A 26,961-nucleotide genomic window follows, 5' to 3' on the forward strand; every position below is an offset into this window, starting at 1 on the left:
AAATCCCTGATAATGTCTGATTATCAGGGATTTGCTTGATTTTTCTTTTGTTTTCAGTGATCCGCCTGGGGCTCGAACCCAGGACCCCAACATTAAAAGTGTTGTGCTCTACCTGCTGAGCTAGCGAATCAATCCTTTATTGCTGTTAAGCGGGTGCAAAGATAGAGCTATTTTTCATAATTGCAAATTAATTCCGAACATTTTTGTTATCTTTGTGCCATAAATATCAATACACATTATTTATATATGGCTGACGATAAAAAAATAATTTTCTCGATGGTGGGAGTAAGCAAAGCTTTCCAACCTAACAAGAATGTACTAAAAGACATTTATCTTTCTTTCTTCTATGGAGCGAAGATTGGTATTATCGGTCTCAATGGTTCGGGTAAATCTACTTTGCTGAAGATTATTGCCGGTCTGGAGAAATCTTATCAGGGGGAAGTGGTCTTTTCTCCCGGGTATTCAGTGGGATATCTGGCACAGGAACCTTATCTGGATAACACAAAGACTGTGAAAGAAATCGTAATGGAGGGTGTGCAACCTATTGTTGATGCACTGAACGAATACGAAGAAATTAATCAGAAGTTCGGTTTACCTGAATATTATGAAGATCAGGACAAAATGGATCAACTTTTTGCGCGTCAGGGAGAGTTGCAGGACATTATCGATGCAACGGATGCCTGGAATTTGGATAGTAAATTGGAGCGTGCAATGGATGCTCTTCGTTGCCCGCCCGAAGATCAGTCGGTGGCTAACCTGTCCGGTGGTGAGCGCCGCCGTGTGGCTCTTTGCCGACTGTTATTGCAAAAGCCTGATATTTTGCTGCTCGACGAACCGACGAACCACTTGGATGCTGAGTCTATCGACTGGTTGGAGCAACATTTGCAACAGTACGAAGGTACGGTAATTGCAGTGACGCACGACCGCTACTTCCTCGATCATGTTGCCGGATGGATCCTTGAACTTGACCGTGGTGAGGGTATTCCCTGGAAGGGCAACTACTCCAGCTGGTTGGAGCAGAAGACCAAACGAATGGAAATGGAAGAAAAGACTGCCAGCAAGCGTCGCAAAACTCTGGAACGTGAGCTCGAGTGGGTACGTATGGCACCCAAGGCCCGCCAGGCTAAGGGTAAAGCTCGTTTGAACTCGTACGATAAGCTGTTGAACGAAGATGTGAAGGAGAAAGAAGAGAAGTTGGAAATCTTCATTCCGAATGGTCCTCGCTTGGGTAATAAGGTGATCGAGGCAAAACATGTGGCGAAGGCTTATGGTGATAAACTACTGTTTGACGATCTGAACTTTATGCTTCCTCCAAATGGTATTGTGGGAGTTATTGGTCCGAATGGTGCCGGTAAAACAACTCTTTTTCGTCTGATTATGGGACTGGAAACAGTCGATAAAGGTGAGTTTGAAGTAGGGGAGACTGTGAAAGTGGCTTATGTAGACCAGCAGCATAAAGATATCGATCCGAACAAGAGTGTTTATCAGGTGATTTCCGGTGGTAATGACTTGATCCGTATGGGAGGTCGCGATATCAATGCGCGTGCATACCTTTCGCGCTTCAATTTCTCCGGAGCCGACCAGGAAAAACTTTGTGGTGTGCTTTCGGGTGGAGAGCGGAATCGTCTGCATCTGGCTATGGCACTGAAGGAAGAAGGAAACGTGTTGTTGCTCGACGAGCCGACCAATGATATCGATGTCAATACTCTACGTGCACTCGAAGAGGGTCTGGAAGATTTTGCAGGTTGTGCTGTTGTCATTTCGCATGACCGTTGGTTCCTCGATCGAATCTGTACGCATATTCTTGCTTTCGAAGGCGATTCGAATGTGTTCTACTTTGAAGGTTCTTATTCGGAGTACGAAGAGAATAAATTAAAACGACTTGGCAACGAAGAACCTAAGCGTGTGAGATATAGAAAGCTGATAGCTGACTAATCTTTAACAATATGTAAGCCCCGCAATCAATTTGCGGGGCTTTTTTGTTTCATAGAGCTATAATATGTTTATCTCTCTTAAAAAATTGTAGCATCTTTGTAATGTATATATAAAGAATATTAATTACCTTTGTATTCCAAAACGTTTATTTACAATTTATTAATTAACAAGTTCTATTAACTAACAAAGAGAATTATGAGAAGACATCTAATTCATTTCCTGCTGGTTGCAGTGCTGACGGTATGTTCTGCCGCTACGGCCATTGCCCAGATAACAGTGAAAGGTCAAGTTGTGGATGCGGAAACAGGTGAGCCATTGATTGGTGCAGCCGTAACGATTGTCGGTACCACCCAGGGTAGTGTGACTAACTTGGATGGTATGTTCACACAAAAAGCTGCCTCCGGTTCAACGCTGCTTATCAAGTACCTTGGTTACAAGGAATTCAGCAAGAAGATCACCCAGAAAGGTGGTACTGAAGATTTGGGCGTAATAAAAATGGCAGCCGATGCAATGGTGCTGAATGACGTTATCATCACTTCTTCTGTTGCTGTTTCGCGTAAAACACCGGTAGCTGTATCGACAGTTGACCCTGTCTTTATCGAGGAGAAGCTCGGAACACAGGAGTTTCCTGAAGTTTTGAAGTCTACTCCGGGTATCTATGCAACTAAGCAAGGTGGTGGTTTTGGTGACTCCAAAGTGAACATACGTGGTTTTAAGACTGAGAACTCTGCTATGATGATTAACGGTGTTCCGATGAATGATATGGAATGGGGTGGCATCTATTGGTCGAACTGGGCCGGTTTGAGTGATGTGACTCGTAGCATGCAGGTACAGCGTGGCTTGGGTGCATCAAAGGTAGCGGCTCCTTCAGTGGGTGGTTCTATCAACATTGTGACTAATACAATCGATGCCAACAAAGGCGGTTTCGTATCTTATGGTATGGGTAACGACGGATTGAACAAAATCCTGTTCAAGGTATCTACCGGATTGACCAAATCAGGTTGGGCCATGACCCTTTTGGGAGGTAAGACCTGGGCCGATGGTTATATCCAGGGAACCAACTACGAAGCCTACAACTGGTTTGTGAATATTACAAAGCGTTTCAATGACAATCATCAGTTGTCATTTACTGCTTTCGCTGCTCCCCAGTGGCATAATCAGCGTGGAAATAAAGACGGACTTACCATTGAAGGATGGCAGGAAGTTGCGAAGAATTATATGAATGGTGAGAAGCCTTATCGTTATAACCCTACCTACGGATTCGGGCTGAACGGACAAAGAAAGTCATCGGCATATAATGTGTATAATAAACCTCAGTTGTCATTGAACCATTTGTGGCAGATTAATGAAAAGTCAAGTTTGAGTACAGCTCTGTATGCTTCTATCGGTCGTGGATATGGCTATTCCGGTCAGGGATTGACCAGTGCGGATCGCAGTAACTGGTATGGCAGTAACAATGGTAACCTGAATATGACTTTCCGTAAAGCCGACGGTACATTTGCGTATGATGAAATATATGCTTTGAATGAAGCGAGTGAGAATGGTTCGGTTATGGCAATGTCGAAGTCTAAGAACTTCCATAACTGGTATGGTCTGCTTTCTACTTATACTACTAAGTTCGGTGATTACTTCGATTTCTATGGTGGTATAGACTACCGTTATTATAAAGGTACACACACCAATGAATTGGTTGACCTCTATGGTGGTGACTTTTATGTAGACTCTTCTTCAAGAAAAAGTGTTTTGGCTTCAAACAATGCCGCCGCTGCTGCCGGTTCTTCATTTGTGAACCAGAAATTGAAAGTAGGTGATATTGTTTATCGTGACTTTGATGGCTATGTGATGTCTGAGGGAGTATTTGCTCAAGGTGAATACAACAGAGATAAGTTGAGTGCCTTCATTTCCGGTTCGGTTTCTAATACCGGTTACTGGCGTTACGACCGTTTTTACTATGACAAGGCACACGCCAAATCAAAAACTGTCAACTTCATCGGTTGGAATGCAAAGGGAGGTTTGAACTACAACCTTACCGAAAATCATAATGTGTTTGCCAATATCGGTTATATCAGCCGTGCTCCATTCTTCTCGGGAGGTGCTTTCCTTAATTCAACAGTCAGCAATGCGACAAACCCCGATGCAGTGAACGAGAAAGTGTTCTCTTTCGAAATCGGATACGGCTATCGTTCGAGCTTCCTTACTGTGAACATCAATGCCTACCACACTCGTTGGATGGACAAAACCACTACCCGTTCACAGGATATCACAAACTACTATGAAGGCAGCCTTAGCGAGCCTTACGATGCAAGTAAGCTGGTTTCTACCAAGTCTGTTATCAACATGCAGGGTGTGAATGCTTTGCACCAGGGTGTCGAACTTGATTTTGTAGCAAAACCTTTCCAATGGCTGGATTTGAGCGGTATGTTCTCTATCGGTAACTGGCGTTGGGATAGCAATGCTTCGGGTAGCTTCACTGTAGAAGGTCAATTTGTGAACAGCGCATCTATCAAGGGAAGCGATGGTAAGGATGTGACCGTTCTTGTAAATGCGGCAGCTAACGGACTGGAACCGGGTACAATGAAACTGAACCTGAAAGATGTGAAAGTGGGTGGATCTGCACAGACTACCGCAGCTTTGGGTGCTACTTTCAAGATCGACAAAGCCCTTCGTCTGGGTATCGACTGGAACTTATACGCACGTAATTATGCTGACTGGTCATTGAATTCAAACGACCTGGTGATGAACAGTGAGAAAGACTTTTCTACTCCTTGGCGTATTCCGACTGCAAGTACTTTCGATTTGAACGCAAGTTATAAATTCAACTTTGGTAAGCTGAATGCAGTACTGTCAGGTAACGTGAACAATTTATTCGACCAGACTTATATTTCTGATGCGACAGATGGTAGCAATCACGATTGGAAGACCGCTTACAATGTGTTCTACGGATTCGGCCGTACTTATAGCTTGAGATTAAAAGTTAATTTCTAATCTAAAAACAGGAAGTTTAAATTATGAATAGAAATCTATTAATGCCTGTAGCGGTGTCGTTGATTCTGCTGTCCGGCTGTAAATATAACGATGACAACTTCGAAGGATTGGACGATATGACCCAACCGACGAATTTGATGAAGATAGAGTATACGCTGACTGATGCTGACTATGCAACTATCAGCTCAAATTCGACCAATAAGAAGATTGCTACAGATGCCGGTGTGTCTAAGGATCTTGAGAATGTGAAGACTAACATGTATCTGACAGAGAAGATCACGGGAGCGGATTACATACCTGCTTTCTTGCTTGATAAGTATTACACTGCCGATAAGGGTTCGAGTGCAAAGATTACGTATAAGTACAAAGAAGCGATGTCTTCTTTGCTGTCGGAGTATGCTTCGGTGAAATATCTGAAACCGACGGATGCCGAATACAAGTTGGTTTATGGTGAGAATGCATTTGCGCCTTATCTGAATGAAAAGACAGAAGGTCAGATGTCTAAGATCCTGAACGAGAAGTTCAAAGATGCCGAAAAGGGAACAGCTGTTTTCGTTGACTATAAGTTGGGAGAGGGACAGTTGGAGAATCCGTTGATGTGGCAAAACTTCGAGGCGCTTCCTACCGGAGATTTGAAGGAGCTCAAAGGCTGGTTTATCAGCTCTACCGGTGACACTCAGTGGAAGGTTACTTCTTATGATGATAACCAGTATGTTCAGTATTCGGCAAACGGTACGAAAGGGGCATGCGTCGGCTGGATGGTTACCCCTGCTATTTCTGTTACTGCCGGTGATTATCTCGCTTTTGACGTGACCGTGGGATACTATAATGCTAGCTGCTTGTCAGTACTGATTTCAGAGAATTTCGATGGTGAAAATGTCGGTACTGCCAACTGGGTTGATGTGACTTCAGATTTCAGCATTCCTACCAAGCCGACAAGTGGTTACGGTACGTTTGCTTCTGCAGGTAAAGTGCCTTTGTCAGCTTATGCAGGCAAGAAGGTGTATGTAGCCTTTAAGTACGAAGGTGATGGTGCCAATAAGAAAACCACTACTTATCAGATCGATAACATTATGGTAGGTACCTCCATTCCGGCTAACAGTCTTTCTACTCCTACTTACGCGGTGAAAGTATACGATGGAAAGAACTGGAAGAATAAGAGCAATAGCGTATATGTCCTGACATATGCCGATTACGGAGATATGGGACAGAGTAAACGCTACTTTACTTCTGATGTTCCGGCTGTGAACTATTTGCCTGCTTATTTGTCTAAGATGGTGGCATATCCTGTTGATGGCGATGCACGTGTAGTAGTCTACAGATATTATAATGGTACTGATTTGAAGATCTATAGTGATGAATACACTTATTCTGCCGAAAAAGCGAGATGGGAGTTGAATACACGTATTGTCGATAAGACAGAGCAGTTTGTATTGTCTGACGGCAAGTGGAACTTTGACCCAAGCACAGTAATTACGCTGAAGGCTAAAGGTGATGCAGAAACCTCTACATTCTATCAGACTATTGTGGATTGGGTGAAAGAGCACTATTCTGAATATGTAACCTCATATGGAAATAATGAATATTATTATGGTAGTTCTGCTTATCAGAATAATTTCGACTTCCGCCCAGATAAATGGAAAGTACAAAACCCAGCTGCCTATGGTACTATGTCTGATGATGATTTGAAAAAGCTTATGTTTGAACGTTTACCAGAAGCATTTTTGCCAGCACTCCAGTCACTTTATGGTGATGCCGATGTTGTGGAAGGTGTTGATGTTATTTATACGATTAATTTTGGTATCTACGATGGTTCTGATGCACAATATACCATTAAGTATAAAGTGACAGGTAAAGGACAGTTTGAATATGTTGCAGACTCTTTGAAGAAAGTAGAATAAGAAAACTAATTCATTTATAATTAAGAAAGGCCGCTCTGTGTAATCAGGACGGCCTTCTTTTATATTATAACGAGAGAGTTATGGGGGTGAAAAGGCGTTTAGATACATTCCCGTTTACATCTTCACCTCCATCACTACCGGATTATGATCACTGCACAAATCGAGGTCAGGCGAATAGTAATCTACCCCTTTAAATTCTTTGGAATGGAAAATATAGTCGATTCTCAGCAGGCGTTTAAAGTACCGGAACGTATACATGTACCCATGTCCGCAAGTCTGGAATCCATCTTGAAGATTGTCACCTTTCACGGTACTGTATGTGTAGGACGATGGGAGAGAGTTAAAGTCACCACACACCAGCACGGGGTAGGGGGTGGTGCGGATTAATTGTTCCAAAGTCTTTGCCTGTGCCGCACGTTTCCTGAAGTTCTCGTTGAGTCCCTCCAACAATTGCTTGGCCACTGCTTCCTCTCTGCCTGTCAGTTCGTTTTTAGCCAGTTCCCTTTCCAGTCTGCGCTTATTTTGGCTGACCTCCGTTGTTTGCAGGTGGTTATTGAAAACACGAATCGTTTGTCCGTCTACGTTCAGATCACACCACATACTGCAATTCCTTGAATCGGGGTAAGTGATCAGTCTGCTGTCCTTCACCGGATATTTGCTGAACAGAGCTACCTGCAAGATAGGTGTACTGTCTGGAGCTTGCGGAATGACGGCATACTGCCAGTCTGCAAATGCGTTCCGTATACTGTCTGGAGTAAAGTACCGGTTGCCGGCAAACTCCTGAAAGCAGATAATGTCCACCCGGTGCTCTTTCATATAAGCCGCAAGCTCCTTGCACGAATATCCCGACTGCTCGTTACCGAAACTGTCAACGTTGTATGTCGCTATTTTCAGTGTATTTGCCTCTTTTTCTCCGGCCGTGAAAGGAGGTTGGAAGATCCGACTCAGATATTGCCAGTTGGCAGCTATGGCTATCAACGGAATGATGATCCAGAACCTCCGGCGAATTCCCCAGTAAATGGCGGCGGCAAGATTGATCAATAACAGTCCTGACAGCGCCAGCCCGATGAAAGGCATCAGAGTGGAGTGTTCGGGAGGTATGTGTCCGGCGAATGCTCCGGCAATGGTGATGCCGGCCAGGACAAAAGTCAGTGCAATAGACGTACAATAAAATAGTTTGGATACAGCTTTCTTTCCCATTGTTTTGAATTTCGCATTTTAGTTCACCACAGATTACACGGATTAAGACAGATTGATTATTTATCCGGTTGATCTCAAGCGGAATTCAGACAGACTCCGAGGAGATCCGTGTCAATCTGTGTAATCCGTGGTGAATTGGTTTATTTCAGCCATTTCTTTATCTTTTCCTTTAGCTTTTCCTGAGCGATCGGTTTTGAGATAAAGTCATTGCATCCGGCTTCTTCGGCTGCATTCCGGTCGTGTTCGTAAGCGTATGCGCTTTGTGCAATGATGGGTACTTCCGCGGACAGTTGCCTGATAATTCTGGTAGCTTCCAGTCCGTCTAAGTTAGGCATCTTGATGTCCATCAATATCAGATCCGGATTTACCTCGTCATACATGGTCACGGCCTCCATGCCGTCTTTGGCGCGTACTAAGCGGTATTTTCTACCCAGAATAGCGTTCAGCAGGTCGAAGTTGCTGTCTGTGTCTTCGGCTATCAGTATGGTGGCTTTCTCTGTTTCGACTGCGGTTGTCCGAAGGTCCTCTTCCTTTTCCGTCGTTTCCTCTTTGGGGCGGGGCGTATCCTCTTTGGCCGGGAGCACTTCCGACGGCTGTGTTCCGACGGCTTCGCCGGGCAAGTGGCTGTTCGTTCCCGTTTCCGTATCTTGTATGACATTCTCAAGAGGCAGCCAGAAGGTGAATGTGGTTCCTGTGCCCACTTCCGAGGAGACCGCAATCTCTCCGCCTAGCCGTTCGATGATCGTTTTACAGATTGACAATCCCAGACCCGTACCCTGGGCAAAATTGTTCAGTTTGGCAAACCGTTGAAATACCCTTCCCAACTTTTCGGGCTCGATACCCAGTCCGGTATCTTTGACGTAGAATACAACTCGCTCGCCTTCCTGTTTGTAACCATAGCTTACGCTGCCTTCTGTGGTAAATTTGAACGCGTTGCCTATCAGGTTAGAGAATACCTGGAAGATCCGGTTCTTGTCCGAGTGGATGCTTAGCGCTTCGTCCGGCGAGTCGAACCTCAGTTCCACTCCCTGCGGACAGCGGAATACGTGTGCATCATGAATCTCTTTGCAAAGTGTGTGCAGCCTCACCGGCCCGTAAGTGAACTCTACGATGCCCGACTCTATTTTGGAAAGATCCAATATTTCGTTGATCAGTTGCAACAGCCGTTCGTTGTTGGCGTCTACAATCTCGTAATACTCCCTCCTTTCCTCCGCATTGTCACTCTCCGAGATGATGCGCGAGAATCCTACGATGGCATTGAGGGGCGTGCGTATTTCGTGGCTCATGTTGGCAAGGAAAGCCGACTTCAGTTTGTCCGATGTTTCCGCTTTCTCTTTCGATTCTATCAGTTCACGGCGCATCAGTTCCAGCTGGGTGATGTCCCATTCGATGCTGACAATGATGGGAGAGAAGTCCTCGCTTTCCACCATGATTTTTTGCTTGTCGAGAATCAGCAAATTTCCGTTTTTGTCCTTGCCCTCCATAATCCAGTGCATCCCTTTTCCGGTAGCGGCAATTTCCATATCCTCTTTTCGCTTCTGCTGTGCCATTTCCGGCGGGTAGTAGTCGAAGTCGTTCATTCCGATGGCGTTTTCTGAGCTGATGTCCCGGTTGTACGACTCCCGGTTACGGTAGATGTACCTGAAATCGTTCTCGATATCTTTTACCACGATACCTGCCGGGATGTTCTCCATCGTGGTATCCATGATACGATTGAAGCGTTTGATCTGCGATTCGTACCGGATGCGTTCCGATATGTCGTGGGTGAACGACCAAAAGGTTTCTTCTCCATCATCCGTTGTCACACTGTACATGGTGCCTTCAAAGGCCAGTGTGTTTTTATCGTGCTTCAGGGGTTGGTAGGCCAGGAAGTTGAGGGTCTGGCCTTCCCGTATGCTGCGGTAACGTTCCTCCCAGTCCTCTATGCAGGTCATATCGCCCACGACATCGAACACCCGTATCAGTGACAAGTCCGCCTGTTCCGCGATCCGGTGGTTCAGCCTGAACTGCCTGTTGGCAAATATCAGCGTGCCGTCTCTGCGTGCCGCGTACACACTTTCTTTGGCATTGTTGATGGCATGCGTCAGCGTGTTGATGTCGTTTCGTTTCCGCTGTATGTCGGTGATGTTCTGTATATACCCTTCCAGGACGATGTTACCATCTTCTTCTTCATTCCGCAGGTAGCATTGCTGGCGCATATAGTATACCTGTCCTTCCAGCAGGATGCGGTATTCGATGTATTCCTTTAAGAGTTCGCGGCGGTTGGCTTCCATCCACGTGTTCACGGCGGGCAGATCTTCGCTCAGGATGGTTTCGTAGTAATCCTGAAAGTTGATGCTCCGCTCTTCTTCCGTGCATACGATTCCGTTGTATCCCCGGTAATAGAATGTCCTCTCTCGCGATGAATATTTCCATTGCCCTATTTGTGCCGCTTTTTGTATCTCCTTCAGCTCGTAGTTGGTGCGTTCCAGTTGCAGTTTCACGTTGCTGCGCGCCGTGATGTCGCGATATTGGCACAGCACCTTGTCACCGTCGTACGGCTGCATGATACATTTGAAGTAATACGTTTCGCCCCCTTCCAGTGGCAGCCGGTAGTTACGGTTCACCGTTATCCCCTGTTGGGTCACCCGCCTGAAGTCCGGTAGCAGTTTCTGGAAGGTATGGTCGGGAAGCAAGTTGAACAGATTTTTCCCCAAGAGTCTGTCTTCTTGCAGGAACCACAAATCGCTGTGTGGGTCGATGTCCAGACACGTGCCGTTTTTGTCCACCAAGATCAGTGTGTCGGATGTCAGTTGAAGTATCTTGTGGGCATTGTCTACGTCATGCAATATTCTATCCATGCTTTGTCCGATTTATTGGTTTAAGGATTCCGTTTTTGTTCTTTTGGCTTTTTCCCATGCTCCTGTTCCTTTCTTTTTACGAAGGTAGTTAACACCTTTCATTACGTTAATGTTCATAAACAGGAAATAATACGGGATGAAGAGCAGCTTGTTTTTCACTTGCCGGGTAGAAAGGTAGTAGCCCCATCCTCCCATGATGTAGAATAGGAGCTGGAGTGCCAGGATGGTGCCGTAACAGACAGGGGAGCCCCCCACCAGTAGAATGGCGATGTTGAGTGGAAGCAGCGCGAACAGCAGCACCGGTGCCAGAGACCACCTCAGCACTCTATGCGATACGTATTGAAACGTCAGCACTCCGTAACGGAACGGATTGAGTAGTTCTCTCAGCCGCCAGATAGATTGCAGTCCGCCGGCTGCGATACGCACTTTCCGCTTCTGCTCCTCGCGCATGTCGGCCGATCCGCTTTCGATGGCATACGCCTGCGTGCAATATGCTATCTTGTATCCCTGCATGGCGATGCGCAACGACAGGATGAAGTCGTCCAGCAGCGTGTCCGGTTCCATCACTGTGAAGAGCTCCCGGCGTACGGCAAATAGTTCGCCTGCGGCTCCCACGGCGGAGTAGAGGCGTGCATCCAGTGCTTTCAGTGTCGATTCATATTTCCAGTATATGCCTTCTCCTCCGGCCGCCGCACCGTCTTTTTCTTGCACGGCTATCCTTTTCTCACCGGCAACGCATCCCACCTTCGGGTCTTCAAAAGCCCGGACTATTTCGCGTATCGCTTCGCGGTTGAGCATCGTATTGGCATCGGTAAACACTACGAGCGGCGTGTCCACCAGCATCATGCCCCGTGTCATGGCGGCCGTTTTTCCTTGCCGCAGGGGTTGGAAGTGGACGGTGGCCTGCGGCCAGTTTTCCAGTCGCTGGTTGGTAGAGTCGTTGCTTCCATCGGTGGTCCACACGATGTGCAGCTTGTCCGCCGGGTAGTCCAGCCCGAGGCAGTTACGCATCTTCTCGTCCACCACCTCTTCTTCGTTAAAGGCTGTGATGAAGAGTGTCACGTCCGGCAGTCTCTTGTCCGGGGGGAGCTGTCGCCGGACAGGTTTCACAAAGAGTTCCTTCAGTTTGACCAGCATGTAAAGCAGTATTCCGTATCCCAGGTGGGTATAGAATACGAGGAAGAGGGAGAGCCAGAAAAGGATTTCGATCCAGGTGGTAATTGTGTTGTTCATAATAGGTTAGAGTCTTTATCTTTATAGGTTGTTTTTTTGTAAAGCAGCCCCGTGGCGCCTTTTAAGGCCTTGAGCAGACGGACCCCGAAACTCCTGGCCAATGAACCGTCGGCATCAATGGTGCTATTGCTGGTCAGTGCCCGGGCTTTACGACTTGTAATGAATATCAGTCTTCCGTAGGGCTTCATGGCAAGTGCCAGTGAACCGTCTTCTCCTCTCCGGATGTCTGTGCGGAATCCGAAAAGGCGTCCGAGTTCTGTATTGAATCCGAATGTCATTCCCCGTACGCAGAGTTCCGGCCGTTTGATGGCCTGTATGCTCAGGTGTAAGTCACGCAAGCACTCGTAGAGCCACAGCCCCAAACGGGAATGTCTCTTGTCCGGAATGAAGCTCCACAGGCTGAATGTACAAGCGACGCCAGGCTTCATTAAGTTCCGCACATGGGTGTCGATATAGTGTGGCGGATACATGGTATCGGCGTCAATGCAAATATGATATCTCCCTTTTGCATGGTCCAGACCACACTGTCGGGCATATCCGGGTCCCTTTTTAAGTTCGTTGAAGTAGGTGGCTCCTACCGCTTGCAATGCCTGCTCCGTCCGGTCGGTGGAATGATTGTTGACCACTAAAATCTCGATGGGGTAACTGTATTCGTTGTTGCCAAGAGACCAGAGGCAGCTTAATATGTGGGGCTCTTCGTTGTGCGCAATCACTACTACGGATACCAAAGGGGTGTCCGACTGCTTTTCATGTAACAATGTGCCGATTTCGGACAGAGTGTCTCCGGGGATTTCGGACAAGGTCAGTCCGAAAATTGATAAATATTTGGTATACCATTCCATGCTTGTTGTTTGTTTTGTTGTATTAACTTATTTGGGCGATAATCTCTTTCCGATACCCTTCACCTGCGTCGGTTACCCGCTTGTTTCCGAATGCTTCGTTCACGTATTTCTTTTCCAGTTTCACCTTTCTCCGTGCTTTCATCCGCCACCATTCGTACTCCACATCTATGTGTCCGATATCTACCGCCTGGTATCCAGCCTTGTGGAGGTCGTATGCCAATACCGTGGCCGTAGGCCCCAATGCTATCAGGAATAGTACTTCCTTTTCTACTTTCAGTGCCTCGTTCAGGATGCGGTCATAGCGTTCGAAAGCGTTCCGGGGCGGGCAGAGGATGCGTCGGATACTTCCGGCATTATCAAAAAGGTCGTTTCCTACTCCAAGTCGGCTCATTGCGCCTTCGATGAACACGATGTCGCGTCCTTCCCAAATGGTCTTGAGTTCCCGAAACCAACGTGCGCAATGTTCCTTGGATGTATAGTCCATATAAGGGCGTGAGAGAAATGCGTTTTCGTATTTTCGTCCGGGGATCAGTAGCTGGTCCCACCATTTGCCGTAAATGAAGAAGTGAGTTCGCTGAAACCGACGGCATTTGCGCCTGTAACGGTTCAGTCCGCTGAATACATCGGGGATAGCCACCAGATGTCCTTCTTCGTGGCTGACCAGCACTTCTCGCAGGCGCTTTGCAAGCAGCGGAGAGCCTTCCTGGAAGCCGATGGATTTGGAGGGGCTTGTCAGTAGCATCTCTCCGTCTCCGAATCTGCTGATGGAACGGTTTCCCTCCGTGATATGTCGGATGGTCTCGTCAATGGAGGCTACGGTGGGAACGATGTTTTGATGGTGTTGCAATACTATTGACCAGAAGTTGTACCACTCTACAATAGATGCATAGCGTATTTTGAGTGCAAGTGTTTTTATGATCTGTAGTCCGTTCATGATATCAGGCTGTTAAAAAGTTCTTTCCATTGTGAGGCGATATGGTCTATTTTAAACCGTTCCACATGGATGCGGGCCCGTTGTCCCATCTCTTTGCGGATATTCTCATGGCTGATCAGGTATCCTATTTTCTCGGCTAGCTTGTTGATGTTTTCTTTGGGTACCAGCAGCCCGTCGTTGCCGTCATCAATGATGTCGCGCGGGCCACAGGGGCATGCGAATGATACTGGCGGAACTCCGCATACCATTGCTTCGACGAGCACCATGCCGAAACCTTCATATCTGGACGAGAGGGCGAAGATCGAGCTTTCACAATATTTATCTACTATATTACTGACGGTGTGCTCCAGGATGCACGACCGGGATATGCCCAAGCCATCTATCAGTTTTTGAAGTTCTTCTCTGAATCCGTCGCCGTAAATGCGCAGTGTCCAGTCCGGGTGTTGTTCCGAAACTATTTTCCAAGCTTTTATCAGCATGTCGAATCCCTTTTGGGGTACATACCGTCCGGCGGCGATCACTTGTTTCCGACTTCCGTCTGATTGTCGGTCCGGGAAGAAGGGAAGCGGATTGTGGATTACCGTCACATTATTCAGTTCCGTCCATTCGGCAGCGTCTTCGTAACTTAATACAATGAATCTTTTGAGCTTTCTCAGTTTTCTTATCAATTGCTTCATCCAGTAGCTTCGTATCCACTTTTTCAAAAATGCGGGTAAGGGCTTGTCGCTGAGTTCTCTGTAGTTAGACTTATTGAAATGGATCTCTCCGAGTTTGATGCTGCCGTCCGTCATGTTGTTGATGATATTGATATCTCTTCGTAGAGTGGAGATGGTAATGTCGGGTTTAAGCTCGTTAAGGCATGCGTCCAGTCTTTTCTTGAATAGTTTTTGTTTCTTTACGTATCCCGTGATGTGCCTTAAAACGGGCATACCGTCCATTTCATCGTAATTGATGTCCAACTGATGTAGCGTGATGCTGGGATGCAGCGGATAGTAGGGGGCCTTGTCCTTGCCATCGGTCAGGATAAGGTGTATGTCGTATCCGAATTTCTTAGTGAAATAATTTACCTTTAGGCTAATCACTCTTTCCATACCTCCCGGACAGTGGATTGACGGAATGCAATAGGCTATTTTCAGCTTTTTTTCAGAGGCTACTTGATACTTTCCGATTACTTTCTGCATCTGTGCATGCCATGACAGGTGGCTGATAGACTGTCTGATTCCGGCAGGATCCCATGTTTGTGTTTGGTAGAAGTCTACTATCGCCTGTATCCGCACTGGAGTTTCGTTTGCCGGTGCTTTCAGTACGTAGGGTTTGTCGTCAAAGTCGGTATCCGTTTCGGAGTAGATGAAAGGTAGTCCCCGGGCCGCATATTCCCGGTTCTTGAGTGTCTTGATGGTTGTGATTCCGCTCCGGTGCCTTGCCAGGCTTCCGATGCCGAAATCGGACTGTTCGAATATCTTGTCGAGTTGCTCTCCGTGCTGCTGTCCGTGTAGTATGACGAAAGGTTCCAGTTTATACTGTGCAATGACAGGCAGTATCTCTCTGCGCTCGCGTTCGCCGGTTAGTGCACCCACGATGTGGAAGTAGACCTTATAGGAGGGGTGGGTGGCGTAGTAGTCTGCCATTCCCTTTATAATCCGGTCGAAGCCGTGCCAGTAGTGTACCTCTGCCACACCTATCAGGTGCAGTTCTCGGGAAGTGTCATTCCGGGTTATCTTTTGCGGTATGGCATCGAAGTCTATTCCGTTTGAGATGCGTATCGTATGTCCTCCGAATATTGTTTCCGCATCAGAGAAGGTGACGATACCGTCAAGCTGTGCCGCCAGTTTTCTGCGGAAGCATCGGTCAACAAGCAGATCCAGTTTCATTCTGCGGGTGATGTATTCCTGGTCGTACGGATAGGTGGGAATTTCCATGACCACCTTCACTCCCTGTCGTTTCAGCTGCTTCACCATGCTGATGGTGAACGGGTTGGCGTTGTGGTACGAACGCATGTAGACCAACCGGATATTTTCCTGCAGAATGTATTTTACGATGCTTTGTAACTCAAATCTTTTCCGGAGTTTTCCTTTTATTCCGCTGCCGTAGTCCCGCAGCGTGTGATTGTCTATCATCCGGCATTTGTGTCCATTTTCCTCGTTCAGATAGCACGTGTGCACGTCCATTCCGCACTCTTTCAGCGCTTTTACCTGATAGCGGATTTTCTTGCTGATGCCGTTCGCTTCTTCAAATCCGTGGAATATAAGAAACAGTGCTTTCATCGTTTGTTTTTGTTTATGATGCTTTTTGCCTTGCCAGTGATGTCGTATTCACCGGTCAACTGTATATAGCACCCAAATATACAGAAAAATATAATGCTTTTTACAATCAGGGTCAGAAAAATGTTGCCTCCTTCTGTCATTAGGCTGAGCGGATAGAGTACGGCTATCAACAGGATGCTGACCATCAGGGGCGAGATCAGTTGGATGGCGAAATGGCGCAAGCTGCGGTGCAGCGTCATCCGGTACATCATCCAGTAGCACTGAGCGAAGTTGACGGTAAACGTGAGCGTGATGCATGTGGCTACAGCTTCGAGCGTGCCGAACCAAAAAATGCCCAGTAGGATGCCAGTGACGTTGAGTATGGACGAGAACAGTCCGCACATAAATAAGTTCTTCGTGTCGCCCGCCGCCTGAAAGATGGAGCCGGAAGAGGAGAGGATAATCTGCACGCCTACCGACAGGGTGAGTATTCGGAATACCGGGATGGAGGGCGTCCATTGGTCGCCGAAGATGATCAGTGTCACTTCGCCAGCCGTGAAGTAGAGCAGCACGCTCAACGGTAGCCCGATGAAGGCGAGGAAGCGGACGATGCGTTCGTAGCCGGAAGCCAGTCGCTCGAGGTCATCCTGATAGTCACTGAAGATGGGGTGCATCACCGGGGTGATCACCTGCGTAATGTTCTGTAACGGCAGCATCATCAGGCGGTACGACTTTTCGTAGTAGCCCAAGGGAGACATGCCCATGTATTTGCCTATTAGCAGTTTGTCCAGATTCCGGCTGAAGTAGTTGATGATGTTGAACAGGAACTGGTAGGCGGAGTAGGAAAAGATACGGCGAAGCACGTCCAGTCCTAGTGTAAACTTCAGGCGTTGCGGATAGCGGCGTATGGAGACCGCGAAGATCAGGATGCCCGACAGGATGGGGCCGATGATCAGCGCATAGAGTCCGGCTCCGCACAGGGCTGCCACGACGGCAGCCGTTCCGGTGGCTATCTGTATGACGAAACTCCGCAGGGCGATGAACTTAAACTCTTTATTGCGGTAGAACAGCGCATTGGGAACGATGGTGGCGGAAGCAAAAAATAGGTTGACAGCCAGCAGCTGGCACAGGGGGCGCAGAATCTCCCGGTCGTAATAGGCGGCTATGGGCCACGAGGCAGCGGCAAAGAGCAGCGCCAGCCCAATGCCTGTCCAGACGGTGAAGGAGAAGAGGCCAGACAGATTTTCTCCGGTCAGTGTCTTGTGCTGGATGATGGCGGGAGACAGTCCCACGTCAGTAAACAAGTTGAAAAAGGCGATGATTACCGTGGCTACGGCCATCACGCCGAAGTCGTCCGGTGAAATCAGACGTGCCAGCACACCCGCTACGACGAGTGATACCCCTATGCCGCTATACTTGGCAAGGGCGGTATAGAATACTCCGGAAAAGAGTTGATGTTTGAGTGAAGTCATTACTTTCGGGTTTTGAACTTGATTTTTTTATTTTTTTCCTTGACCGGGCGGGCCCGGGGGATACCACAGGTTATACGGATTCACATAGGCAAGCCGTTTCTCTCACGATCCTTATATATTAGCAGGTTCTGTGTTTGTTGCTATAAATCCGCGTGATCCGTGGTGAACCCCACATTGATCTGTATAAGTCCGTAGCGAACTCTGCCGCTTTTCATCTCCCCTCCTCCTTTTTTTTCAGCATCAGTACCATCAGGGTACGCATCCTGACGTAGGGCCTGTAGTGCCTCAGGCAGAGTAGGAAAAGCCCGATGCGTTGGCGTAGGGGCAGTGTGTGGGCTTGCCATACGGCTGCGTCGAGCATCTGACATAAGAACTGACGTATCAGCCTGCGGACGTTTTCCGGATAAGAGGGAGCCGCTTTCAGCAGTTCGTCGGTCACGGTGAGATAGCCTTCCATGTTTCTCCAGGTGAACTGCCGGGTCATGGTGGAGTCGGTTCTGAAGCGTCGCAAAAAGAATTTCTGGGGAATGTATCCTACCTTTTCCGCCTTTAAATACAGTTGCGACGTGAAGAGTTGGTCTTCGTGGATGATCCGGGGATAAAAGGTCAGTCCGGAGGTTTTCAGATAGCTCGTGCTGATCAGGTTCAGGCACGGCGAGGGGCTGAATACACGGGCGGAAAGTTGTCGTTGCAGTAGTTCCACTCCTTTGTATACTTGCTTCGGTCGGGCACAGGCGCTCCGGTCGTAATTGAAATGCCGGGCACAGGGGTGGTCTTTGTTTAAGATATCTGCATCGAAACATACAAAGTCCAGCTGTCCGGCTTCGCATGCGGAGTAGCAGGTCTCCAGTGTATCGGCTTCCAGCCGGTCGTCACTGTCCATAAAGTAGACGTACTTCCCCTGGACATATTGCATCCCGTTGTTCCGGGTGATGCTTTGCCCCTGGTTGGCCTGACTGTATACCCTGATTCGCATATCTGTTGCTGCCACCTGTTCCACCACTTTCCGGCTGCTGTCGGTCGAACCGTCGTCTATGGCGATTATCTCTAGTTCGGTCAATGTTTGCCGGCAAATACTTTCGAGGGCTTCCTGCACGTAATGGCAAGTGTTGTATATGGGGATGATGACACTCACTTTGGGGTGCTTGTTGGGTTGTTCCATGGCGTTTGTTTGTAGGGGTCAGTTCTGGTTAGCAAAGGTACACAAAAAAATGGAAGGAAGCGGTTCTCGCTCTTAGAAAAAAGATGAAGTTTACGTGGTGATTTCATTGAGTATTTCTTGCTGACTGATTCTTCCTTTCGAGTTGCCCCTTATAAAGGAGATGTTATAGGTTATGATTTCCGCTAGTTTGTCGATTGACACGTATTTGCCGTGTTCCGGCTTGCTCAGCAGGCTGCGGTCTATTTCCATCATTTCGGTGGCTTCCGTGGTAGATAAGTTCGCCTTTTTTCGTAGGGTACCAATAGCTCCTCAATGGATTGGTGTATCACATTATTGACCATTTCGATTTTTTCATCTTCGGGTTCTATCAAAAGTGTTTTTGTAATTTTCTTTTTCATCTGTGCTATGATTGTTTGGGCGTTACTGTTATGCTTCCTATTAAATATTATGTATATGTTTTGAATAATTGTGTCCTGACGGGACACAGTTGTGAAGAAATAAAACTTCACCTTTGTGGCACAAACTGATAGTTGACGAAAAATAATTAAGATAAAACAGATTACTTTATGGAAAAAGATCATTTTTTTATTCTGGAGAAAAGTTTTCTCATCTCACAGCAGGTATAAGATCTGATAGACACTTGTGGGGCCAGGGGGTAGAAACCTATATGGTGTTCTTGATGTACCTGCGCCATCAGCCCGGCTATGTGGCATGCTATACGCGCAGCTCACTGGAACACTTGGCACAGTGCAGCAGGGGCACGGTAGAGCTCTTCAGTAACGTACTGCTCAACTTCGGGGGCTCGCAGGGGCATGCAAGCGGTGTGGACAGCGGTCCGTCCCTCGTCCGGAACAGGGGACGGAACTCCCTGTGCGGAAGTGCCTGTAACTCTCTGTGGGATAGGAAGAAAAACTCGGAAAAACCTATAATACAATACAAGACAAGAAAGGACAAGATAAAACAGAAACAATAGAAAAGAAACGGAAACCGGCGGACGTTCCTGCCGCTGTTGTTGCTGCTATCATTGGTATGGCCGAAGTTTCCGGTATAGCCAATGCTCCCATCGCTGCCTTCGCTGTTCCTGCCGCCCCCTCCTCCGGGAGGAGAAAGGGCTACTTCCGTTACGTCCGTATGCGGGTTGGGAGACATTGGTGGACGAAATACAAGCCAACCGTTTCTGGATGAAGATAATGGGGATGCATCCTACCTGAGACATCGTCGCGTCCTAGTGCCACGGGGTATGTAATGAATGCACGGGGAGATAGAGGCTGTAAGTGCTGCTGCCCGAATGGTGGAACCCAGTACTTTGGAGGGAAGAGTCCGGTGCTTCGGAAAAGAATGTTTCTTAAATGGTGAACAGTCAACGATGAACAGAGGAAGCCACAGGTCCAGTGAGATTCGATCACGGATTGTCACAGATGTTTTGATCTGATTCCCGATGAATGAAATTATTGATTTGTGAAAATCTCTGTAATCAGTGGTGAAACCGTATCACTCACCGTGTTCGGTATGTATAAATTTCTTGTTGGCCCCTTTGAGGTGGAACAGGCTGGCTATGGTCCCCAATGCCAGCGAAGGCACCTGCGTTAGTGCTTTTAGTAGCCTACCGTTGAGCAGGCGGGCTGGAACAGGAATAAACATGGCGGCAACCTGTGCTGCCGACAATATCCACCATTTAGACGCTGCCGGACGGTAGACCAGTGTGGCAAGCAGAGTGAATCCGAAAACGGCTACCAGTTGCACCAGGCGCGGAGGGAGCATCCATTGGATGATTTTATCGACCAGATCTAAAGAGGGCCACCACCGCCACCATCCTTCCATCTGCTTGACGCTTTTTATGAAGGACAGTCCCTCGCACAAGATGCCGAATTGCGCCGCCATCCAGCGCCGGCGCTGATTCTTGATGTTCTCTTTTTTTTGCGTTTTCTCGTCGTAGACAGGTAGGTGTTCCAGATAGACGGTGTGCATTCCGCACTCAAGCAGCGTAAGTTCCAGCTCTTTGTCCTCTCCTGCGGTTTCCAGGCTTTGCACGGCATCGTAATACCAGAAGTAATCAAAAGCCATGCCCGAGCCTGCCAGTCCGGCAGACAATCCGAGGGCGTTGTGTCCGCTCCTGAAAAATCCATTGTTGATCTCCTCGCTCACTCCGTCGAGCAAGGCAATGTCCGTATTCAGGTTTTTGCCTGTGCGGTGAGCCTGCATCGCCTGTACTCCGGCGGAGTAGGCACGGTTCACCTCGGAAAGGAATCCGGGTACGGTCACGTTGTCGGCATCCATCACCACGGCAATGTCATACATAAAGGCTAATTGGCGGTTGCCCAGTCCTTTCGCCTTTCCGTCTTCCTCGATGGTGCTGATGGCCAGTAGGAGGGCTTTGGCCTTGGAACTGTCTTCGTAGGTAGCCACCAGCAGGCGGATAGGGAGTCGGCTTAGGGCTTTGTTGGTGGAGTCCTGCATGTGGTCGGAGATGACGTATACATCGTACATTTCTTCGGGGTAGTCCTGCTCGAGGAAAGAGCGTACGGAGTCAATGATGACTTTGTCTTCCCGGTAGGCCGGGAAGAAGACGGCGATGCGGTGTAATTTGTCCGCTTCCGGATAGTGGGGCGCACGATAGAATTTGGACGCAATAGCGTACACCAACAGATAGGCTACGCAAAGTGCCAGCGGAACGAACAGGATCCAGTCGATCAAGGTTAGTATGAGTATCATAAGTCTTAATGTAGGTTATGGGTCGATATATTTGTGTAAATCGGTTCAACTGTGGTTCACCACAGATTACACAGAGGATCATTTCGGCAGAGTCTTACAGAATCCTATAGAATCTCAGAGAATTCCACAGGATTTCACTTTCTCGTTTATGGATATCCCCCAAGAAAATGATTCCTCTCTGTGTTAATTTGTGTAATCTGTGATGGACTGTCACTCAACACAGCTTCCAGAAACCCTTCACTCCGTGCCAGACGGCTTTTGCCAGCTTGGGCTCTCCTTTCAGGACGAAGCACAGGCTGTCTTTGGGAGCTACGATCAGCATTTGGTAAGCGATAGCCAAGCAACGTTCCATTCCCGGGAGGTTGCGCCAGGCGTAAAGCATTCGGTTTCGCATCATATAAAAGGTGCGGAGAGGGCTTTGCCGCCCGGTACTTTGGCTCTCTTTGTGGAAGATGGTGCAGCGCGGCTCGTACCACAGCTGATAGCCGGCACGCGTCATGCTGGTACACCAGTCCAGCTCCTCGTAATAGAGAAAATAGATCTCCGGCATCAGTCCGGCTTTCCAGATGACCTCCCGTTTCAGCATCAGCGCAGCTCCATGAAGGTAGGCACTGGGGCGTGGAGTGTCGAAAGTCCCGTCGTCCGGACATCCCATGCCCAATGCTTTATTGCGCATCGTATACCGGCTGAGCTTGGTATATCCGGCAAATTGAATGTTTTGCGGCGGAAAGGCAAAACGGATTTTAGGTGATACAGCCCCGATGCGGGGATCGCTCTCCAACCGTTCTATCAGGGCGGGCAGTCCGTCTTCGGTCAGGTAGGTGTCGTTATTGATCAGGAACAGGTATTTTCCTTGTGCTATCTGTATTCCGAGATTGTTTCCTCCCGAGAATCCGAGATTTTTCTCGCTGCGGAGAGTCCGTACAAAGGGATACCGTTCCTGTATCAGGGAGGCTTCATCCTGGCGGGACGCGTTGTCCACCACAATGATTTCATAACTGACGGAACTGATTGTGTCGCGTAGCGATTCTATCAACACGCAAGTGTCGTCCAGCCCATTGTAACAGATGGTGATAAAAGATATTAAAGGAGGTATTTGTTTCATGGATGTCTGTGATGAACCCTTTATTCTTTTTTATTTCGTTAATAATCAATCTCTTTTTTTCTTCTCTTTTCTCTCCCTTTCCAGTTCTTCGTCTTCTTTCTGCATCACCGGATCGATGTAAGGTCCCGCTATGCAGAGAGCAAAGCCCGTATAGACAATGATGGAGTTGGGGTATTGCATGACGTCGTTGGCATAAGCCGCGACAAAGAATCCGGCATTCATGCAAAGCCATGCGGCCAGCAATCCTCTCAAACGTTGGTTCATAATCCTGAACATCAGCAACCACGAACACCAAGCGAAAAGCACTCCGTGGATAAGTAAATAAAGCATTAGTCCCACGATGCCCGTTTCCACCCATACGGCTACCAGCCACGAGTCAGGTGGATAGGGCATTACCTCTTTAGGACCGTATTGTGCTCCCTTGGAGAGTCCGATACCATATCCGATAGGCTTCTCGTCCATAAGACCCTTCATCTTTTTACGGTTTTCCACCCGCACCTGATAAGAGGCATCTTCGGAAGGCCGGAAGGCCGAACGCATTTTACGAATGTATTGGTTGCCATCTCCGATAGTAGTGAAGTTGAAGAAAGAAAACACTGCAATAAATGCCAGGGTACTAAGAGCAAAGCTTTTCCAGCTTTTGGACACAAGGATGAAGAGTGCGATTCCGCCAAATGGTACAGCCATTGCTGCCCGGGTGCCGGAGATACCCATGCCGTAGATGGCACAAATGGCAATGATGGCGAAATAAACTTTCATCCATCTCTTTCGTACGTAGAACGTGGCTATGCCGAAAGTGGTGACAGCCATTGCAGAGTGAACCCCGAAGTTTGCAGCATCGGGGAAACAGGAGAAATATCTGATTCCCGACCAGATAAGATGTGTACGGTAGCCTCCTAATGTGTATAGAAAATATAGCTCTTTGGCATTGAAACCATGACTTTTTTGCCAATATCCCTTGAAGGCAGCAATAAGTATGAAGACAGACCAGATAAGCAGTAGCCATTCTATCCCTTTATAATTGCGGATGGCCAAAGGGACGACGAAGGCAAAGACCAACGGATAAACCCAATAATGTGTAATAGCGATGTTCCAAGCTGCCTGAATATGGTTGGGGTTGCCTATCTCGAAAAGGCAATATGCACCCCATACCATGAATAGTCCGAACATGACATTCTGTCCCCGTTTCCAATCGGTTTCTTGTCCGGTGCATCGCATTAGCGTGATCATACTCAGTGCTATAACTAATGGCAATGTAGTTACCCCCATTCGGATGGGAACGAATATACCGATGGCAATAAGTACCAACTGGACTGAAAACAAGAGATAAAATGCTATCTCAGATTGATCCGGATCTCGTTTCTTTTGTAGTTCATCATTCATCATCGTCATCGTCAATATCTTGCGGCTTCTTTCTACTGTTCTTTTTCCAGTTAAACAGGCTTTCCGTCAAAGCAAGTTGAGATAAACGATACATCTGTTTATGTACAAATGTATATGGGGGAAGCATGCCGGTATAGGTCTCCACTTCGTATTTGGGTGCCCGGTTCAGGTATAGGTACGGAGATGTGCCCAACTGGGACTTGAGTTTCTGTAACAAGACCTTGTCTGTCGCTTTCCAGCCATGGACAGCTGATGCTACTAACAAGTTGAGCTGGGCATCTTGCAACAGCGGAGTGGGGATGTTGGCTTTCTCCAAGCTCGGATATTCCACAATTAAGATATCTTCGGTTCCGGGAGTATAAAGGTCTGTCAAATTTTTAGCCAGGGTAAAGGCGGATGAGTTGGAATTGAAATCCGTTCCATCCGTGAGACGGCGCACTTTCAGCCCGATACTTTCCCAATATCCCTGTAATTGTTCCGCCAGATAGGTCTTGCCGCTACCTTGCTCCGTACTGAGAAGGTTGAGGATGAAAGGCATGCCTTCCTTCCGCTCGGTGAAGAACCGGAGGATGGCGCTACTCATATAACGCGTGGCAATCTCTTCACACTGTTTGCTGATAGGGCTCAGTTTCAATGGGGCGGGATAAGCTCCCAATACGATGCTGCCAGTCTGTTTGCGCGTACGGGTGGAGTCGCGCAGGGTGCGGTCGATGGCTTCGATAAGCAGGAAGAGGGCTACCAAAAAGATAAAACTGCCGGCTGCTGCCATCATTACGATCTTCTTGCGACTGGCCACCTCTTCATTGATGGGATATGCGGGCGGATTAAGCACCTTCAGAATGGCTGCGGTCATTTCCAGGTTCTTTTTCCGGAGCAATGCGTCGTTGTAACTTTTAAGGTTTGTCAGGTAATTTTGTTCAGTGAAGCTTATCGTACGCTCTTTTCGCTTGATAGTAGTCCCCACCGGAGCGAAATGGGTGTATTTGGCGTTCAGGTCGCTGCGGCTTCTCTGCACGATCTTGAGTTCTGCTTTGGCTTTTTCAAAGAGCAATAGTTGGTCAAGCCATTGCTCCACGATGGTGGCTTTGGCAACGCCTTCTTTGGTCTGCTGCCCGGCAACGTATTGATTGGCAATGGTTGAGAGGTCCCGCCGACTCTGAATCAGGCGATTTTTGTATTCTGTGAGCTTCATTCCCGTACTATCTCCGGCTGTTGAGATCGTCTCCATCTCGATGATTTTACCGGTCAGGTTGGTGGCCTGCTTTAACTTGTCTACCAGTTCCACATTGTGGATTATCCGTTTGGAATTAGCGTCCATTTGCCTCTCCAATTCTTCGAGCATTGCCCTAGAGCTGTTGTATTCAAATAACACGTTTTGTTCGCGTAGTTCGAACTCTTTATTGATAGCTGCTATTTCTTTGGTTTCATCATAATAGTTGATAATCCGATTCTCTACATTATACTGTGTCAAGTCATCTTCATATTTGGTCAGGTCGCCTCCAATACGCTTCAATTCAGCTTTGAAATATTCGATGACCTTGTCCGTCCCCTCATATCGCAGAGCTTGGTATTCGTTGACAAATTCTTTCATCAATATCTCAATTGTGTTATAAGCAATGCCCGGATCACCAGATTGATAGCTTACCTTCAGCAAGTCACTGCTTCCTTTCCTTTCTACTTTGATGTTCTTCAGGGCTTGATAGCTATAGTAAACATGCTGGAAGTAAAACAGCCCATATATATAGTTGTTCTTATCCTGACGTTCGTACTTTTGAAAGTTCTCCATAGTCTTGTCTTCACTGGTCCGATCTATTAAGGCTATGAGAGCTTTCCCGTCCGGACTGTTTTTCATATGGTTATAGGTGTAATTATAGCTGGCAGCAGTGATGCCTTCATTGTCTTTGTCCGGACTCCCTTTTACCAGTATCCGTGAGAAGAGGCGCAGAGATACCCGCTTCAAGGTGCTTTCGGCCTGGATGATGTTAATAAGGTTGTCCATTGAGTTCTGAGCCAGCGCCCAATCTACTTTGGTACTTTCTTCAACTCCATAGCCGGACACTACACCGGTGTATAAGGTTGCCTCCACATTATAACCACCTCTGAGATTTCCTGTACGGAAATAAACGATTGCGGTAATTAGGGCGGTTCCCAATAGAATCCACCATTTTACTCGATATAGAGCGCGAAGTAAATAGAGTACATAATCCATAGGGCAAAGCTTTTATTTTTTTAAAATGGGGGTACGGGTGACTACCTCGAGAATCATCAGGCTTTTGGTTACTTCAAATCGGCTTTTCTCAAATGCTTCTAATGCGGTGGACTGCCTTTCTTTTTCCACAGAAAGGTCTCCTGTATTGATCGTATTGTTAACAAAGTTCTTCTCTGCAATATCGTATTGCATATTAGCCAATTCCAAGGCTTCTGCACGCAATTTTAGCACATTGAGCTGAGAGGTTGCCGTGGCATATAATTCTATGATTTCCCGCTTCATCTCTTCAAATTTAACTTCCCGTTCCAGAACAGCTGTTTTGACAGTTAATTTCTGGCGCCTTACACGTGGGACTAAATCAAATAATTCATTAAACGGAATGTTTATGGCCCCGCCTACAGTATACATTTTCTGTTTGGAAGTGCTGTAATTGTACATAATCGGAGTCGCTACGTCCGTAAAGGTATTGTCTACTCCGAAACGACCCCACTGGTAGCTGCCCCGTACACTGAAAAACTGTAGAAACGACCGTCTTTCTTTTGCCAGCAGTTTGCGTTCGATCTGCTCTTTTACACTGGCAAGTTCATAGATCGGTCCTCCTTTGGCGTTTTCGAATAACAGATCGAGGGGAGGAAGTGAAATGTTGGTGTAATCTTCCGGGTTTAGTTTTGAGAAATCACTGGTTTCCTGGGCATTTGCGAAAGAAACCGGTGAAAATAGAAGTAGGGGTATACTACATAGTATGAATAAAACTCTTTTCATATCGATGTACTTATTTGTATATATTGTCTGTTTGCTTGTGAAA

18 protein-coding genes, 1 tRNA gene and 1 pseudogene are annotated in these 26,961 nt (G+C 47.4%); 3 read left to right on the plus strand and 17 right to left on the minus strand.

Annotation, left to right across the window (positions count from 1 at the left end):
• Nucleotides 1-57: 57 nt before the first annotated feature.
• Nucleotides 58-130: transfer RNA gene (locus tag BSHG_RS08075), tRNA-Lys, on the minus strand.
• 116 nt (nucleotides 131-246) lie between these two features.
• On the opposite strand from BSHG_RS08075, the gene ettA reads away from it, so the two are divergent.
• The 3 genes from ettA (at nucleotide 247) to BSHG_RS08060 (ending at nucleotide 6,821) form a co-directional block, all read left to right on the plus strand.
• Complete coding sequence (gene ettA, locus BSHG_RS08070; protein WP_005776885.1) at nucleotides 247-1,935, plus strand: energy-dependent translational throttle protein EttA; 1,689 nt, start codon at nucleotides 247-249, stop codon at nucleotides 1,933-1,935.
• A gap of 195 nt (nucleotides 1,936-2,130) precedes the next feature.
• Nucleotides 2,131-4,920, plus strand: coding sequence for a TonB-dependent receptor (locus BSHG_RS08065; RefSeq protein WP_008659888.1), 2,790 nt, complete (start codon nucleotides 2,131-2,133; stop codon nucleotides 4,918-4,920).
• 23 nt (nucleotides 4,921-4,943) lie between these two features.
• On the plus strand, nucleotides 4,944-6,821 hold the full coding sequence (locus BSHG_RS08060) for a choice-of-anchor J domain-containing protein (RefSeq protein ID WP_008659889.1): 1,878 nt from the start codon (nucleotides 4,944-4,946) through the stop codon (nucleotides 6,819-6,821).
• A 114-nt stretch (nucleotides 6,822-6,935) separates the two neighbouring features.
• Here the strand turns inward: BSHG_RS08060 and BSHG_RS08055 are convergent, their stop codons facing one another.
• The 16 genes and pseudogenes from BSHG_RS08055 to BSHG_RS07995 all read right to left on the minus strand — a co-directional run bounded on the left by BSHG_RS08055 (nucleotide 6,936) and on the right by BSHG_RS07995 (nucleotide 26,918).
• Nucleotides 6,936-8,021, minus strand: a complete 1,086-nt coding sequence (locus BSHG_RS08055) for an endonuclease/exonuclease/phosphatase family protein (protein WP_008659891.1) — start codon at nucleotides 8,019-8,021, stop codon at nucleotides 6,936-6,938.
• Between the two features lie 140 nt (nucleotides 8,022-8,161).
• Nucleotides 8,162-10,861: an ATP-binding protein gene (locus BSHG_RS08050; RefSeq protein WP_008659893.1), complete on the minus strand. Its 2,700-nt coding sequence runs from the start codon at nucleotides 10,859-10,861 to the stop codon at nucleotides 8,162-8,164.
• 12 nt (nucleotides 10,862-10,873) lie between these two features.
• Nucleotides 10,874-12,094 carry a glycosyltransferase family 2 protein gene (locus BSHG_RS08045; protein WP_008659895.1) on the minus strand — a complete coding sequence of 407 codons (1,221 nt, stop codon included), beginning with the start codon at nucleotides 12,092-12,094 and terminating at the stop codon, nucleotides 10,874-10,876.
• A complete protein-coding gene (locus BSHG_RS08040; RefSeq protein ID WP_005800167.1) occupies nucleotides 12,091-12,936 on the minus strand; it encodes a glycosyltransferase family 2 protein in 846 nt (281 codons plus the stop codon). The genes BSHG_RS08045 and BSHG_RS08040 overlap by 4 nt, the downstream gene beginning before the upstream one ends.
• A gap of 22 nt (nucleotides 12,937-12,958) precedes the next feature.
• Nucleotides 12,959-13,870: an SP_1767 family glycosyltransferase gene (locus tag BSHG_RS08035; RefSeq protein ID WP_008659903.1), complete on the minus strand. Its 912-nt coding sequence runs from the start codon at nucleotides 13,868-13,870 to the stop codon at nucleotides 12,959-12,961.
• Complete coding sequence (locus tag BSHG_RS23070) at nucleotides 13,867-15,051, minus strand: glycosyltransferase family 4 protein (RefSeq protein WP_050440918.1); 1,185 nt, start codon at nucleotides 15,049-15,051, stop codon at nucleotides 13,867-13,869. The genes BSHG_RS08035 and BSHG_RS23070 overlap by 4 nt, the downstream gene beginning before the upstream one ends.
• Nucleotides 15,031-16,134, minus strand: a pseudogene (locus BSHG_RS23720) (hypothetical protein); the annotation flags it as partial. The gene BSHG_RS23070 and the pseudogene BSHG_RS23720, both read right to left, overlap by 21 nt.
• Nucleotides 16,131-17,585, minus strand: a complete 1,455-nt coding sequence (locus tag BSHG_RS08030) for a lipopolysaccharide biosynthesis protein (RefSeq protein ID WP_008659907.1) — start codon at nucleotides 17,583-17,585, stop codon at nucleotides 16,131-16,133. The pseudogene BSHG_RS23720 and the gene BSHG_RS08030, both read right to left, overlap by 4 nt.
• Before the next feature lie 211 nt (nucleotides 17,586-17,796).
• A complete protein-coding gene (locus BSHG_RS08025; RefSeq protein WP_008659909.1) occupies nucleotides 17,797-18,747 on the minus strand; it encodes a glycosyltransferase in 951 nt (316 codons plus the stop codon).
• A gap of 90 nt (nucleotides 18,748-18,837) precedes the next feature.
• On the minus strand, nucleotides 18,838-18,999 hold the full coding sequence (locus BSHG_RS23295) for a hypothetical protein (protein ID WP_008659911.1): 162 nt from the start codon (nucleotides 18,997-18,999) through the stop codon (nucleotides 18,838-18,840).
• A 462-nt stretch (nucleotides 19,000-19,461) separates the two neighbouring features.
• Nucleotides 19,462-19,896 (minus strand): hypothetical protein, encoded by a 435-nt coding sequence (locus tag BSHG_RS23530; protein ID WP_032497409.1) that lies wholly within the window; start codon nucleotides 19,894-19,896, stop codon nucleotides 19,462-19,464.
• Nucleotides 19,897-20,238: 342 nt separating this feature from the next.
• On the minus strand, nucleotides 20,239-21,459 hold the full coding sequence (locus BSHG_RS08015; protein WP_008659913.1) for a glycosyltransferase: 1,221 nt from the start codon (nucleotides 21,457-21,459) through the stop codon (nucleotides 20,239-20,241).
• Between the two features lie 214 nt (nucleotides 21,460-21,673).
• On the minus strand, nucleotides 21,674-22,564 hold the full coding sequence (locus tag BSHG_RS08010) for a glycosyltransferase family 2 protein (RefSeq protein ID WP_005800154.1): 891 nt from the start codon (nucleotides 22,562-22,564) through the stop codon (nucleotides 21,674-21,676).
• 45 nt (nucleotides 22,565-22,609) lie between these two features.
• Nucleotides 22,610-23,947, minus strand: coding sequence for an O-antigen ligase family protein (locus BSHG_RS08005; protein WP_008659916.1), 1,338 nt, complete (start codon nucleotides 23,945-23,947; stop codon nucleotides 22,610-22,612).
• Nucleotides 23,940-26,156, minus strand: a complete 2,217-nt coding sequence (locus tag BSHG_RS08000) for a GumC family protein (RefSeq protein WP_008659917.1) — start codon at nucleotides 26,154-26,156, stop codon at nucleotides 23,940-23,942. The genes BSHG_RS08005 and BSHG_RS08000 overlap by 8 nt, the downstream gene beginning before the upstream one ends.
• 12 nt (nucleotides 26,157-26,168) lie before the next feature.
• Nucleotides 26,169-26,918 carry a TolC family protein gene (locus tag BSHG_RS07995; protein ID WP_008659918.1) on the minus strand — a complete coding sequence of 250 codons (750 nt, stop codon included), beginning with the start codon at nucleotides 26,916-26,918 and terminating at the stop codon, nucleotides 26,169-26,171.
• Nucleotides 26,919-26,961: the final 43 nt, after the last annotated feature.

The sequence above is a fragment of the Bacteroides sp. 3_2_5 genome (assembly GCF_000159855.2).
Taxonomy (GTDB): domain Bacteria; phylum Bacteroidota; class Bacteroidia; order Bacteroidales; family Bacteroidaceae; genus Bacteroides; species Bacteroides fragilis.